This is a genomic window from Rheinheimera sp. (assembly GCF_965283995.1).
Classification (GTDB): domain Bacteria; phylum Pseudomonadota; class Gammaproteobacteria; order Enterobacterales; family Alteromonadaceae; genus Pararheinheimera.
The window spans coordinates 2,890,120-2,904,460 of sequence record NZ_CBDIQG010000001.1 but is presented as its reverse complement, the minus strand read 5'-3'; the positions used below and the strand labels follow the sequence as shown (position 1 = coordinate 2,904,460).

The window sequence follows — 14,341 nt, the reverse complement described above, 5'->3', positions numbered from 1 at the left end:
TTGCAAGTTGGCTTCACTTTCAGCAAATCCGGAGCACAGTTGTGTACTGAATGTTCACTGCAGCACCAACAGCTCTTCCGTGCATCTCGCCAGCACTTCGCGATGCCATAGAAAGCAGAAACCACCCGCAGGTGGTTTCTGATATTCCTTACAACGCGGAGTCCCCGACTTCGCCGACCAGCAGCTCATCGATGCGCTGTAGCCCACGCGGTAACTTATTTCCACGCCGGCCACGTTCACCGACATAATGTGCCAGATCAGAGGCTTTGATCGTCATCTTACGTTTGCCGGCAACTAAAGTGACGCCGCTGTCGGCCGGCACGACGGCCAGAATTTTCAGATACTCTTCACGGCTGGCGGCGCGTGCCGAGGCGATACTCAAGATCTTATTCCCCTTGCCTTTGGCCAGTTTCGGCAGCTCAGACACCGGGAACACCAACATCCGGCCTTCATTGGAGATCGCGACTACCTGATCAGTGGCCGGATCTTTAATCGGCTGTGGCGTCATCACTTTGGCGCCGGTTGGCAGACTCAGCAGCGCTTTGCCAGCTTTATTGCGGCTGATTAAATCTTCGAAGCTCGCGACAAAACCGTAACCCGCATCGCTGGCGATCAGCAGCTGAAGCTGGTTGTCTGCCATCAGTACATGCTCGAAATTCTCACCTGCAACTAATGCAAACCGTGTGGTCAGCGGCTCGCCCTGTCCACGGGCCGATGGCAGATCATGCGCTTCAGCGGCAAAGCTGCGACCGCTGGAATCGATAAATGCCGCATATTGATTGCTGCGGCCGCTTGCAGCCGACTTAAAGCCGTCGCCCGCTTTGTATTGCAGGCTATTGCCGTCGACGTCTGTGCCTTTGGCACAGCGCACCCAGCCTTTTTCCGACAAGATCACGGTGACCGCTTCACTTGGCAGCAACTCTTTTTCACTGAGCGCTTTAGCTTCTTCGCGTTGAACGATCGGACTACGGCGGTCATCACCATATTTTTTCGCGTCAGCGAGTAATTCGGTCCGGATCAGTTTAGTCAGTTTGCTTTCACTGCCCAGAATGCCCTGCAGATATTCACGCTCTTTGTTCAGTTCATCCTGCTCGGCACGAATTTTAAATTCTTCGAGTTTCGCCAGGTGACGTAATTTCAGTTCCAGAATGGCTTCGGCCTGACGATCGGTCAGTAAAAACCGCTCGATCAGCACCGGTTTAGGCTCATCGTTTTCGCGAATAATCCGGATCACTTCGTCAATATTCAGAAACGCGATTAACAGGGCTTCCAGCACATGCAACCGGTCCAGCACTTTATCGAGGCGATATTGCAGACGGCGGCGCACAGTATCACGGCGAAATACCAGCCATTCGCTGAGAATTTCCAACAGGTTTTTCACCCGTGGCCGTTGATCAAGGCCAAGGATATTCAAATTCACCCGATAGGATTTTTCTAAATCCGTCGTGGCAAACAAATGCTGCATCAGCTGTTCAACATCGATGCGGTTGGAGCGTGGTACCACAACGATTCGGGTCGGGCTTTCGTGGTCTGATTCATCGCGCAAGTCTGACACCATCGGCAGCTTTTTCGCATTCATCTGCGCAGCGATCTGTTCCAGCACTTTGGCGCCAGAAGTCTGATGCGGCAACGCAGTAATGACGATATCGCCATCTTCCACGGTATAAATCGCCCGCATCCGCACGCTGCCACGACCGGTTTCATAAATAGTCTGTAGTTCATGCTGCGGCGTGATGATTTCGGCATCGGTCGGATAATCCGGCCCTTTAACATATTGCAGCAAGTCCGGCACTGACGCACTCGGGTTGTCCAATAAATGGCAAGCCGCTTCGGTGATTTCACGCACATTGTGGGGGGGAATGTCAGTTGCCATACCCACCGCGATACCGGTAACGCCGTTCAGCAGAATATGCGGCAGCCGGGCTGGCAATACTTTGGGTTCATCCAGTGTGCCGTCGAAATTCGGGATCCAATCGACCGTGCCCTGCCCCAGCTCACTTAACAGCAGCTCGCTGAACCGCGACAGTTTGGCTTCGGTGTAACGCATCGCGGCGAAAGATTTCGGATCATCCGGCGCGCCCCAGTTGCCCTGACCATCAACCAGCGGATAGCGGTACGAAAACGGCTGCGCCATCAGCACCATGGCTTCATAACAGGCACTATCACCATGCGGGTGGAATTTACCCAACACGTCACCGACGGTACGCGCGGATTTTTTATATTTCGCGACGTGCGACAAGCCGAGCTCAGACATGGCATAGACGATGCGGCGCTGCACCGGCTTCAGTCCGTCACCGATATGCGGTAACGCCCGGTCCATAATCACGTACATCGAATAATTGAGGTAGGCTTCTTCAGTAAAATGCCGCATCGGGCGTTGTTCAATCCCGTCGGCGCTGATGATGATATCAGTCATGCATTACCCTTTTCGGCAAAATTAGCCTTATTCTGTGGCTGAAAGACTCTGACGACGACGTCGCCATTGCCACAGCAATAATGTCAGCAGGATCAGACTGGTGCAGGCAAACAGCCCAATCCACAGCCATTGGATCTGACGCTTCCGTTCCACTTCCTGTAGTCGCAGAGCCTGCAACTCATTGTCCTTTTGCAGCAACTCGTTTTTCGCCTGTTGCCGCTCAGCATCAAAGCTCAAACGTAGTTTCTGCACCTGTAAATCGCGTTTATCGTCTTGCAGGCTGACATAGTTTTTGAAGAACTGATCAAGCAGGCTGTAGGCTTTTTCAAAGTCGCCGTTGTCGGCATACAAATGCGACTTTAACCGGTCAAAATGCAGTGCAAAAAATTTGTCAGACACATTGCGTTGGTTACCAAGCGTCTCTGCCGCCAAATCAACTTCCTGGAACGCCAGACTGGTCTGACCCAATGCGCGATAAATCAGCGCTTTTTCAAAATGATGCTCGCTGAGCTGATAGGTCGATTGCAGATAAGGCAGGTACGTATCGGCCTGCTCCATATAAGACACTGCGGCATCGTACTTTTTCATACCACGATGTGTCGTCGCGAGGCCAAGATAGGCATAATACGACTGCACCGGATCTTCGGCGTGCAGGCTGGCTTTGAGCATCTTATCGAATATTTCCAGCGCCAGTTCCGGTTTACTCTGATAGCGATAGGTCATGGCCAGATTGTACCAGACCGAAATTTTGCTTTTCTCCCAGCCCAGCTCATCGAATAAACGATAAGATTCTTCCAGCAGCTTACGCGCTTCTTCATCGCTCATCAGCATGGTGTACATCAGGCCCAGTTCGGCATTCACGCTGGCTAGCGTCTCTTTATCGCCCAGCTTCACGGCGCGGTCGTAGGCTTGTTTTAATGTTTCCAGCGCTTCCTGATCCTGGCTTTCTTCCGCCAGCATCGCTGCCAGATTCAGTTGCCCCTGAACCATCAGCTTTTCATCTTTCAGCTCAGTCGCTAACGCCATGCCTTTTTTATAATATTCATTGGCCTGTGCATATTCCCGATGCATTTCCAGCGCATATCCCATGCTAAACAGCAATTCGACATGGGTTTTACTGAGTAAATCCGGCACCAGTGCCAAGCCGCGTTCTGCGGCCGCCAATTGATCGCGATGGCGACCCAGCGCCTCGTAAATCAGCGACAATTCGTTCAGCCAGCTGGCCTGTTGCGTTACATTCCAGTTGCCAAACTCGGCTTCATGGCTCAGCGCCTGCTGCAACATGGCTTCAGGTTGAATATTTTTTTGTTGCTGAATTTGCAGTAACCAATCCGGTAACGCTGCAGTATTGGCATCGTTGGCCAGCGTTGACGCCGACCAACACCAAAGACAACTCAGTAATATTGCTGCACAGACTTTCATAGTAATAATAATTCATCCAAAGTGCATAAATTTTCGGCTCAGAGTACCGTGACCGTCCGCCTCTGACAATCCCTAGGGCGTGTTAACGTTAGGCCAGAATGGCGCGATCGCCTTTATGCTCCAGCCAGTCCTTGCGGTCGTTGGCACGCTTTTTCGCCAGCAACATATCCATCATTTCCAGCGTCTGGCGTTCATCATCGATAGTCAGCTGTACCAGCCGGCGCGTGTTTGGATCCATCGTGGTTTCCCGCAGCTGCAACGGGTTCATTTCGCCGAGACCTTTAAAACGTTGAACATTGATTTTGCCGCGTTTTTTCTCCGCTTCCAGCCGATCGAGAATGCCATTTTTTTCATCCTCATCCAGCGCGTAATAAACGTCTTTGCCGATGTCGATGCGGTACAGGGGCGGCATCGCGACAAAGACATGGCCAGCATCCACCAGCGTACGGAAATGTTGCATAAACAACGCACAAAGTAAGGTGGCAATGTGCAGACCATCAGAGTCAGCATCAGCCAGGATACAAACCTTGCCATAACGCAGTTGCGATAAGTCTGTTGAATTGGGATCCAGCCCAATCGCGACTGAAATATCATGCACTTCCTGCGACGCCAGAATTTGTTCGGAATCAACTTCCCAGGTATTCAGAATTTTGCCGCGTAGCGGCATCACTGCTTGATATTCACGGTCACGGGCTTGTTTGGCTGAACCGCCTGCTGAATCCCCTTCCACCAGAAAAAGCTCCGAGCGACTGACGTCAGAACCACTACAATCAGCAAGTTTGCCCGGTAATGCCGGACCTGCAGTGACCTTTTTCCGTACAATTTTCTTTTCAGCCCGTAAGCGTTTTTGCGCGTTATTGATGCAAAACTCGGCCAGCGTCTGTGCGACTTCGGTATGCTCGTTCAGCCACAGGCTGAAACTGTCTTTGACCACGCCGGTGACAAAGCTGGACGCCTGGCGGCTTGATAAACGTTCTTTGGTCTGGCCGGCAAACTGCGGCTCCTGCATTTTCAGCGACAGGATATAGGCACAGCGATCCCAGACATCTTCCGGTGTCAGTTTGATACCACGCGGCAGCAAATTGCGGAATTCACAGAATTCGCGCAGCGCTTCCAGCAAGCCCTGGCGCAGGCCATTGGCGTGGGTACCGCCCTGCGCAGTCGGGATCAGGTTGACATAACTTTCGGTCAGCAGTTCGCCGCCTTCCGGCAGCCATAATACCGCCCAGTCGACGGCTTCAGTACTGGCAGAAAAAGCACCGACAAACGGCAGCTCGGGCAATGTCACCGACTCTTTCACCGCGTCAATCAGGTAATCGCGGATCCCGGCGATGTAACACCAGCTGTAACTTTGGTCGTTGATTTTGTCTTCAAATTTGACTGTCAGCCCCGGACATAACACCGCTTTGGCTTTTAATACATGCAGCAGCCGGCTGACCGAAAATTTCGGAGAATCAAAATACTTCGGATCTGCCCAGAAGCGCACGCGGGTGCCGGTATTGCGTTTACCGACGGTACCGGTGATCGCCAGTTCACTGACTTTATTGCCATGTTCCAGCGCCATTTCATAGACGTTGCCGTCGCGGCGCACCGACACTTCAACCCGGCTGGATAATGCGTTGACGACCGAGATCCCGACGCCATGCAGGCCGCCGGAGAACTGGTAGTTTTTATTGGAGAATTTACCGCCGGCATGCAGCCGGCACAGGATCAGTTCGACGCCGCTGACGCCTTCTTCCGGGTGAATATCCACCGGCATGCCACGGCCATTATCAATGACTTCAATCGACTGATCCGGATGCAGAATGACTTGTACTGTGTCGGCATGACCGGCCAGCGCTTCGTCGACACTGTTATCGATGACTTCCTGCGCCAGATGGTTAGGTCGCGAGGTGTCGGTGTACATACCCGGGCGACGCTGCACCGGCTCAAGGCCCGTCAGGACCTCAATGGAATCGGCATTATATTGTTGTTCTGTCATGCATAGGTTCCGGAGTCTGAATTGCGTTGAAGGCGCGGGTCCATCAGGACTGTCCCTGAGGCTGTATCAATCCACAGTGTTTTACGCTAATTGGCCGAAATTGACAATATCCGCCAGCCGGCTTTGCAGGTTCTGATAGCTGTGATCGCCGCCTTCTTGTACATCTGTCTGACATTGTTGATAAAAATCCAGCGCCTGACGATAGTCCAGCACCTCGTCACCGCTTTGTAATAACACCAGATATTGTGATGGCCGACGCAATTTCTGTACCTGTAACTCTTCCAGTAGCGGCAGATGATCGGCCCGTACTTCATAGTGCTGCTGCCGCACCGGATGATAATACCGACCCAAATGCTGTTGTAATAACAGATGCGGCCGCACCGCCGGATTGATCAGGACCGCGCGGCAGCCATACTGCTCGGCCAGTGCCGTGGCCAGAAAACCGCCCAAAGAGCTGCCGATGACCAGCTGGGGAGGATTTTGTACACACAGCAGCTGTAATTCTTGCCAGGCTTCGGCCGGCGTGTACGGCAAATCCGGCACCGACAACTGATGCTGTGGCAAATGTTGCTGGAAATAATCCCGCACCAACAACGCTTTCTCTGACTGTGACGAACTGGCGAAACCATGTAAATACACAATATGTTGTGACGTCAAAACTGTAAAAACTCCCATTGCAGACGGCCATCTGGCGTAAATACCCAGCGGCAGGCACGTGGACCTTGATCCTGCGTCTGCCAGTCCGGCGTCTGTAAAAACTGTACTGAGCTGGCCGGGCAGCCTACCTGAACAAACTCCGGCAAATCATATTGATAGGCATGATGACAATGACCGTGCGCCAGACCGCGCAGGCGCGGCTCACGCCTGAGCATTTCCAGCAAACCCGCTTTGTCTTGCTGATCAAACCGGTCGATAAAACTGCCGATCGGCAGCAAATGATGATGACAAAACCAGAAAATCTGCGCATCGGCGCTGTCGGTCAGCCAATGTTCCAGCGTCGCCAGCCGCGCAGGCGGAAAACTGCCGGCCGGCGTGTCGCCTTTGCTGTCGAGTAACCACAATTGCCAGCCCGGCAATGCCAGCCGACGCTCAGGCCGGAACGGTGGCTGCTGACTTAGCTGCTCCAGTGCAACCCGCTCGTCATGATTACCCGGCAGTAAAAATACCGGTGCCGGCCAGTCAGCCAGCAACTGCTGCAATAACGCGTAAGAGTCAGCGCTGTGATCTTCGGTCAAATCGCCAGTCAGGATCAATAGCGGCGCTTGTGGCCGCAATTCGTCTAATATCCGGCGTAAATGCTGATAAGGCCTGATGCCCTGATACAGCGCATCCGGCGTCGCCAATAAATGACAGTCAGTGATCTGGACCAATGCAGCAACCGGCCAGGGAAAAACTGCATCGGTCACAGCAATACCACGGCGCTGCAAAGTCCCTGCGCCCGACACAAATTGAGCCAGTCGCGCAATAGCAGATTAATCTGGCGTTTTTCGTCGGGCAGTAACATATCGGTATTCGGGTAGTCATAGACGGCTTTAAACTGCCTGACCTGCTGACAGGCAACCACTTCCGCCAGCCGCGCGTCATGATATAAACGCACTTCAAATTGTGGCCGTAACCAGCTGACAACCTGCTCAGAAAACAACGGTTCACTGATGTGTTCAATCCGGATGGTGCTGGTGAATTTACACAGTTCCTGCAGCTTCAGCAGATACTTGTCTGCAGCACTGACCTGAATTTGCACGGCATCACCAACCTGACCGGAACGCGGCAACAAATGGCGCAGCTGCGCGTAATTGCGTTCACACAGACTCAGGAAGTCCGGCACATAAGGCTGATATCGCCGTTGTTTGCTCAAACTCATCGCTGACGAGGATCCCATTCTGGTCAATTCAGGCCGGTACAGCCCATTGCTTGCGTACCGACTCCAGCTGTAAAGACAGCCATTGTAACGCAATGACAGTCGCCGCATTGTCGATTTTGCCGGCATTCAGTAAATCGACCGCCTGTTGCCGTTGCATGACATGGACTTTGATATCTTCATGTTCTTCCGCAAGACCAAACACGCCGGTCTCTACCGGGCCCGTTAACTCGCCCAGATACAAATGGATACGCTCTGTGGTGCCGCCCGGGCTACTCAGGTAACTCAGCAGCGGGATCATCCGCCCCAGCGACAGTCCAGCTTCTTCTGCGGCTTCGCGCCGTGCGACCTGCTCGGGCTGTTCATCCGGGCCAAACATACCGGCGACCGCTTCGAGCAGCCATGGCGTGGCGGAACTGCGCATGGCACCAAAGCGAAATTGCTCAATCAGCACCACTTCGTCGGTGTGAGGATTAAACGGCAACACCACCACCGCATCACCCCGTTCGAAGATCTCCCTTGTAACAAGGTCACTCCAGCCGCCCTGAAACAAGCGGTGGCGGAACTGATACGATTTCATCGTAAAAAAACCTTGAAAAACGGTGTGTTCACCGTGAATTTCCACATCTTTAGCAGCGAATGCCGGATAATTAATTGCTTTGTTTTCAGCCATCTCGGGGCTCACATTCTGTTACACTTGGGGCGTCAACTTTTACGCGAACGGTTCGACTTAGTGTACGCGAACACGTTAATATCCGTTCAATTTTGTTTTCCATGGAACCTGGTTATGAAAAAAACTGCTTTATGTTCATTGGTGTGCGCGGCCCTCGGCTTGTTCAGCCTGCAAGCCAGCGCGGAGAACCTGCAAAACGTTTATCAGCTGGCACTGAAAAAAGACCCACAAGTACTGAAATCCGCCGCGCAGCGTGATGCTGCCAAAGTTGGCATCGATATCAGTAAAGCGAATTTCCTGCCGGATATCAGTTTAACCTCGTCACTCGGTAAATCGCGGGAAGATAAGGGTGGCGGCATGACCGCTACTGGTACCGGTTATACCAACAGACTCAGTCTGACCCAGACCGTCTTCAACTGGGGTGACTGGGAACGCCTGTCTAACGCGGAAAAAACCGCATTACAAGGCCAGACCTATTATAACGCCGCGTTGCAGGGCCTGATTGTCCGTGTGTCTCAAGCTTATTTCAGTGTATTAAGCGCCAACGATGATTTAACTTTCGTGGTCGCGGAAAAACGCGCCGTGGAACGTCAGCTGGAACAAACCAAACAACGTTTCGCCGTCGGTCTGACCGCTATCACCGACGTACATGAAGCGCAGGCACAATATGACAGCGTGGTCGCCCGCGAAATCGCCGCAACTAACGCACTGGAAAACGCCCGCGAATCGCTGCAAGAAATCACCGGCGAATACCATTCCCAGCTAAGCCCACTGAATACCAGTCAATTCAAGCCAACAGCACCGAAACCTGCCAACGTTGTTGAATGGGTCTCAATTGCTGAAACCAATAGCCTGGATTTACAAGCCCGTAAGCTCGCGGTAGAAATTGCCCAGAACAATATCGATTTGGCAGAATCAGGCCATTATCCGACCGTTGGCCTGAGTGCAACGAAAACACTGCAGGATAGCCGTAACGTTCCGCAACAAGATTCAGAAAGTGTGAACCTGAACCTGAATGTGCCGATCTACTCAGGCGGTGCCACTTCAGCTTCGACCGAACAGCAACGCGCAAACTATGTAGCTACCAGCGAAGATCTGGAACTGGGCCACCGTTCTGTGGTGCGTCAGGTTCGGGTGAACTACAACAACGTCGGTGCCGCCATTGCCGGTATTAAGGCACTGGAACAGGCGGTCGTTTCGGCGGAAAGTGCGTTAAAAGCCACTGAAGCCGGTTTTGAAGTCGGTACACGGACTATTGTCGACGTGCTGATCAGCACGCGTAATCTGTTTGATGCACGCCGTAACCTGACCAAACAACGTTATGACTACATCCTGGCAGTACTGTCGCTGAAACAAGCCGCCGGTACCCTGACTGAAGCCGATCTGGCAACAGTCAACGCTGCACTGGGCGCGTAATTCACGGCAAAGTTAAGCGCTGAAACAAGGCCACACCGGACCTGACAAAGCTCAGACCAGTGTGGCCTTGTTGTTTCTGCGCTTTGCAGATTCACACTTTTCGCTACAATAGCCGGTTTTCAGCTGCAAGGATTTCTTGTGTATCAGGCGCCGCCATTTTCTCTGACCTTACTTCACCCTCGTTATTGGCTGCTGTGGCTGGCTCTCGGCATCGCTTATCTGATCAGTTGGCTGCCTTACCGGGTGCTGATGTTACTGGGACGTGGTCTCGGCCGGCTCAGCTTTAAATTGCTCAAATCCCGTGGCCGCATCGCCCGGCGCAATCTCGAACTGTGTTTTCCCGATATGCCCGACAATGAACGGGAGCAGCTGGTACAACATAATGCTGAAGAAACCGGCTGTGCCGCGATGGAAACGCTGATTGGCTGGTGGTGGCCGACATGGCGCATCCGGCGCATCGCTCATTTTAAAGGCTACGAACATATTCAGGCAGAACTGGCGAAAGGCAAAGGTGTGTTGCTACTGGCACCGCATATGTTGCATCTGGAAGCCGCCGGCCGGGTCTTTGGCCTGACCCATCCAAGTATTGGTTTTTACCGCCCACACAACAATGCGTTGATGGAATTCTTCATGTATCGCGGTCGCAGTCGTGGCAACAAATATATGATTGGCAAACGCGATGTCAAAGCGCTGCTTCGCGCTTTGAACGACGGCGAAGTGTGTTTTTATCTGCCTGATCAGGACTATGGCCGCAACCGCGCTATCTTTGCGCCGTTTTTTGCCGTGCAAGAAACCGCCTGTACCAATGGCACTTTGTTATTTGCCAACGCCGCCAATTGCGCCGTGATCCCGATTTACACCAGTAAACTCCCGAATAATCAGGGCTATCAGATCGAAGCACTGCCAGCGCTGACCGATTTCCCGGGCAAAGATGAATACGCCGCGATTTGCCGTGTGAATCAATGGGTGGAACAGGCCATTCTGAAACATCCGGAGCAATATATGTGGGTGCACCGCCGCTTTAAAACACGGCCGGATCCGGACGCGCCTTCACTGTATTGATGGCTGCGGTGTGTTGCACCGCATGGCAGAAAAGCTGCTGGCATCTGTATGCCGCAGGGTTTAGTATGAACTCTCGACTAGCAACAGAGCAGTTAAGATGGGATTTTGGCTTAAGCACATCACAGCATTGGTTATTTTGTTCGCCCTCGCCGGGGTTTTGTTGTTTTATCCTGATCTGCTGCTGCCCAAAACTGAGCCAGTCAAAATTGAAGCCAAAAAAGTCGCCGCGATGGAGTTCACCAATTTTTATGAACAACTGCGCTACTCATTGGATACCAGCGTAGACAAATCAAAAGAATTTATCATCAAGCTGACTGACACCAGTGACAAACTGACCCGCACGCTAGAGAGCCGCACCAATACGGTGCCGGAAATGCCGGCAAACTGGAGTGGAGCTATTGCCAACCGCAAGTTTGAACCTGGCAGCAAAGTGCGTGAACATATGATCGACTTTGCCAAGCAGGAAGACTTGGAACTGATTTGGACTTTACCGCGGGATTACGTGGTAAAGCATTACTTCCAAAGCGAAGGCAATTATCTAAAAACGCTGAAAGATATCTCAAAAGCTATAGCACCGGATTTTGAGTCTCCGGTGCGCGCGTATTTTTGTCCGAAACAGCGGGCTGCGGTACTGACGGACAAACCCAATATGTTTGTCGAACAAAACTGTCAGCACCTAAACGCCGAAGAAACTAAACGCTAAGCATAAACTGCTGCCAGGCATCCCTTACCTGCTGCTCTGCGCCGGACAAATCCTCAACCGCAACTTCCGCTGGTGCTAAAGTCTGACGATGGCTGCTGCTGCGCAATTGCTGATAGGCTTGTTGCAGTTGCTGTGCCTGCGCTGGTGACATCAGGCCACAAGCCGCTGCCGCGTCGAGTATGCGGATGTTATCGCTGTACTGATACAACGCCGGATACAGGGCGCCATACCCCAAAACCAGGAACTGGCTGATAAACTCCAGATCAACAATACCGCCAGCTTTGTGTTTCACTTCGGTTGATGCCACGCCATGATGCTCGCGCAGCTTTTGTCGCATGTCGCGCACTTCGCCACGTAACGCTTCGAGATCCCGTGGCTTTGCCAAAATTTCTGCCCGAATTTGCTCAAAGCGGCTGGCGATCGCCGCGTCACCGTAAATTAGCCGGGTGCGCGCTAATGCCTGATGTTCCCAGGTCCAGGCGTCCTGACGCAGGTATTCACCATAAGTATCCACATGCACAGTCAGCAGCCCGGCGTTGCCGGATGGCCGCAACCGCGTGTCAACTTCATACAATAAGCCGCTGGTTGTGCGGGTGGTGCACAGGTGCAAAATGCGCTGCACCAGCTTGAGATAAAACTGGCGGGAATCAATGCCACGCGCACCGCTGGTCGGCGCCAGCGAATCACACTGATGCAGGAAAACTAAATCCAGATCAGAGCCATAACCCAGTTCAAGCCCGCCGAGTTTGCCGTAAGCAATCACGGCAAAACCTTTGCTGCTGTGCGCATCGAGCCCGGCCGGATAACCATATTTATCCGCCATCTGTTGCCAAGCCAGCTCGACCACAGTATCCATCAGCGCTTCGGCCAGCCAGGTCAGATGATCGGACACTTTCATCAGCGGCAAAATGCCGGTGATATCGGCCGCTGCAATCCGCAGCGTCTGCGCCTGTTTGTACTGGCGCAGTGCTTCCATCACCAATTCCAGATCGTCTTGCGGCACCCGCAGCATTTGCTGGCGCAGCCGGTCGCGGTAATCCGCAACAGTTGCCACCTGATACAACAATTCCGGATCTATCAGTTCATCCAGCAACATCGGATAACGCGCCAGATGCTCCGCCAGCCAGCCACTGCGGCCACAGAGCTTAATCAACTGCTGCAGCGCCGGCGGGTTTTCAAATAACAATTCCAGATAGGCAGTGCGCGAGACGATTTGCCGCAGCACGCCGAGCACCCGCTCCAGCACAATCGGCCCTGCTTGTTCCTGCTCCACCCCGTGCAACAATGACGGTAATAGTTTTGCCAGTAATTCACGCCCGCGCGGGCCAACCTGCCGTTTCTGACTGTCCGCTTTAAACTGCTGCAGATGCTGCATCAGCAGTTCAGCATCAGCCGGCGTCAGCCAATCCAGATGTTCAGCGAGCTCAGTCGCGGACTGATCGCTATCCCAAAGCATGCGGCCAAGCAGCAGCTCTTGCGGTTCCATCTGATCTTCTTGTGCGATCACTAAACGGAATTGCTGGTGGATCCGTTGCATTGCCGTGTCAATCTGCTGCTGTAACGTTGGCCAGTCGGACGCTTGCAGCGCCAGGACAAGACGCTGCTGGCTCAGCGCATCGGCCGGTAACGTCTGGGTTTGCTGATCATCCATGCCCTGCAGATGATGTTCGACGCGGCGTAACCACAAGTAATCGTGATACAGGATCTGTTCCGCTTCCGGATCTAACAAGCCTTCCTGCAGCAGCGCCTGCATCGCGGCAAAAATCGATTGTTGCTGAATGGCGGGAATACGGCCACCACGGATCAGCTGCAACGTCTGAATGATAAATTCAACTTCGCGGATGCCACCGGCACCGAGTTTGATATTGTCGACCCGGTTGCGCCGGCGGTTTTCCTGCTCAATCAGCTGTTTCATCCGCCGTAACGATTCAATCGCCGAATAATCAATATAACGCCGATAGACAAAGGGTTTCAGCATCGCCTGCAGTTCAACGGCATAAGGCGCCACCGGATTCAGAATGCGCGCCTTTAGCATGGCGTAACGCTCCCAGTCGCGACCCTGCGCCTGATAATAATCTTCAAAGGCGGCAAAACTCAGCACCAGCGGACCACTGTCACCAAAGGGCCGCAAACGCATATCGACGCGGTAAACAAAACCATCGGCAGTGACCTGGTTCAGCAGCAGAATGATTTTCTGGCCAAGTTTGGTATAGAACTGCTGATTCTCCGTGCTACGCCTGCCACCACTGGTATCGCCATTGTGCGGATAGACAAATATCAGGTCGATATCCGAGGAGAAATTCAGCTCGCCACCACCGAGCTTGCCCATGCCGAGGATCAGTAACGGCATGACCTGACCGCTACTATCAAGTGGCTGGCCCCACTGCGGCGCAAGTTCTTGCCAGGCCCACTGATATGCCAGATTAATCAGCTCGTCCGCCAACGCAGACACACGCGTCAACGCTGTGCTGATCTGTTGTGCCCGCAACATGTCATCGGCCAGGATCTGGCACAAACTGGCATTGCGGTAGCGTCGCAGCGCGGCCATGGCCTGAGGTTCGGTATGCGGCTGGCTGAGATCCGGTGCATGAAAACCGGGTTCGCCACTGAGTAACCCCGCCAGTATGTGCGGCTGTAGTTTCAGGCATCGACCGAGCAGTGGACTGGCCGCTAATAACTGTTGTAATTGGCGCTCTTGCGCTTCAGGCAGGCTGAAATCCAGCTGGGCCCGCTGCAGCGCCAGCGCCTGGCTCAATTCCGCGGGCAGGTTTAATAAAGATGCAGTGGGCTGGTGCGACATGGACACACTC

The 14,341-nt window shown here is 53.2% G+C and carries 11 protein-coding genes; 3 read left to right on the top strand and 8 right to left on the bottom strand.

Going from position 1 to position 14,341, the window contains the following annotated elements:
• Positions 1-148 precede the first annotated feature (148 nt).
• The 7 genes from parC to nudF all read right to left on the bottom strand — a co-directional run bounded on the left by parC (position 149) and on the right by nudF (position 8,350).
• Positions 149-2,416, bottom strand: a complete 2,268-nt coding sequence (gene parC, locus ACQ66Q_RS12960) for a DNA topoisomerase IV subunit A (RefSeq protein WP_430457193.1) — start codon at positions 2,414-2,416, stop codon at positions 149-151.
• 27 nt (positions 2,417-2,443) lie between these two features.
• Positions 2,444-3,838 carry a tetratricopeptide repeat protein gene (locus ACQ66Q_RS12955; protein WP_430457192.1) on the bottom strand — a complete coding sequence of 465 codons (1,395 nt, stop codon included), beginning with the start codon at positions 3,836-3,838 and terminating at the stop codon, positions 2,444-2,446.
• A gap of 88 nt (positions 3,839-3,926) precedes the next feature.
• Positions 3,927-5,819: a DNA topoisomerase IV subunit B gene (parE, locus tag ACQ66Q_RS12950; RefSeq protein WP_430457191.1), complete on the bottom strand. Its 1,893-nt coding sequence runs from the start codon at positions 5,817-5,819 to the stop codon at positions 3,927-3,929.
• Positions 5,820-5,900: 81 nt separating this feature from the next.
• Positions 5,901-6,476: a YqiA/YcfP family alpha/beta fold hydrolase gene (locus ACQ66Q_RS12945; protein WP_430457190.1), complete on the bottom strand. Its 576-nt coding sequence runs from the start codon at positions 6,474-6,476 to the stop codon at positions 5,901-5,903.
• Positions 6,473-7,225 carry a metallophosphoesterase family protein gene (locus ACQ66Q_RS12940; RefSeq protein ID WP_430457189.1) on the bottom strand — a complete coding sequence of 251 codons (753 nt, stop codon included), beginning with the start codon at positions 7,223-7,225 and terminating at the stop codon, positions 6,473-6,475. Before ACQ66Q_RS12940 ends, ACQ66Q_RS12945 begins: the two co-directional genes overlap by 4 nt.
• Positions 7,222-7,680, bottom strand: a complete 459-nt coding sequence (locus ACQ66Q_RS12935) for a DUF1249 domain-containing protein (protein WP_430457188.1) — start codon at positions 7,678-7,680, stop codon at positions 7,222-7,224. Before ACQ66Q_RS12935 ends, ACQ66Q_RS12940 begins: the two co-directional genes overlap by 4 nt.
• A 28-nt stretch (positions 7,681-7,708) precedes the next feature.
• Positions 7,709-8,350, bottom strand: a complete 642-nt coding sequence (nudF, locus tag ACQ66Q_RS12930; protein WP_430457187.1) for an ADP-ribose diphosphatase — start codon at positions 8,348-8,350, stop codon at positions 7,709-7,711.
• A 114-nt stretch (positions 8,351-8,464) separates the two neighbouring features.
• Between nudF and tolC the strand changes: the two genes are divergently transcribed.
• From tolC to ACQ66Q_RS12915, 3 genes are all read left to right on the top strand, one after another.
• Positions 8,465-9,766: an outer membrane channel protein TolC gene (gene tolC / locus ACQ66Q_RS12925; protein WP_430457186.1), complete on the top strand. Its 1,302-nt coding sequence runs from the start codon at positions 8,465-8,467 to the stop codon at positions 9,764-9,766.
• A gap of 138 nt (positions 9,767-9,904) precedes the next feature.
• A complete protein-coding gene (gene lpxL, locus ACQ66Q_RS12920; RefSeq protein WP_430457185.1) occupies positions 9,905-10,828 on the top strand; it encodes an LpxL/LpxP family Kdo(2)-lipid IV(A) lauroyl/palmitoleoyl acyltransferase in 924 nt (307 codons plus the stop codon).
• Positions 10,829-10,925: 97 nt separating this feature from the next.
• Positions 10,926-11,531 carry a TcpQ domain-containing protein gene (locus tag ACQ66Q_RS12915; protein WP_430457184.1) on the top strand — a complete coding sequence of 202 codons (606 nt, stop codon included), beginning with the start codon at positions 10,926-10,928 and terminating at the stop codon, positions 11,529-11,531.
• Here ACQ66Q_RS12915 and glnE read toward each other — a convergent pair.
• Positions 11,521-14,331, bottom strand: a complete 2,811-nt coding sequence (glnE, locus tag ACQ66Q_RS12910) for a bifunctional [glutamate--ammonia ligase]-adenylyl-L-tyrosine phosphorylase/[glutamate--ammonia-ligase] adenylyltransferase (RefSeq protein ID WP_430457183.1) — start codon at positions 14,329-14,331, stop codon at positions 11,521-11,523. The genes ACQ66Q_RS12915 and glnE overlap by 11 nt on opposite strands.
• Positions 14,332-14,341 lie beyond the last annotated feature (10 nt).

Bases quoted from the DNA above. Each gene is read 5' to 3' on its own strand.
- parC (WP_430457193.1), bottom strand. From the start codon at position 2,416: ATGACTGATATCATCATCAGCGCCGACGGGATTGAACAACGCCCGATG.
- ACQ66Q_RS12955 (WP_430457192.1), bottom strand. From the start codon at position 3,838: ATGAAAGTCTGTGCAGCAATATTACTGAGTTGTCTTTGGTGTTGGTCG.
- parE (WP_430457191.1), bottom strand. From the start codon at position 5,819: ATGACAGAACAACAATATAATGCCGATTCCATTGAGGTCCTGACGGGC.
- ACQ66Q_RS12935 (WP_430457188.1), bottom strand. From the start codon at position 7,680: ATGAGTTTGAGCAAACAACGGCGATATCAGCCTTATGTGCCGGACTTC.
- nudF (WP_430457187.1), bottom strand. From the start codon at position 8,350: ATGGCTGAAAACAAAGCAATTAATTATCCGGCATTCGCTGCTAAAGAT.
- tolC (WP_430457186.1), top strand. From the start codon at position 8,465: ATGAAAAAAACTGCTTTATGTTCATTGGTGTGCGCGGCCCTCGGCTTG.
- ACQ66Q_RS12915 (WP_430457184.1), top strand. From the start codon at position 10,926: ATGGGATTTTGGCTTAAGCACATCACAGCATTGGTTATTTTGTTCGCC.
- glnE (WP_430457183.1), bottom strand. From the start codon at position 14,331: ATGTCGCACCAGCCCACTGCATCTTTATTAAACCTGCCCGCGGAATTG.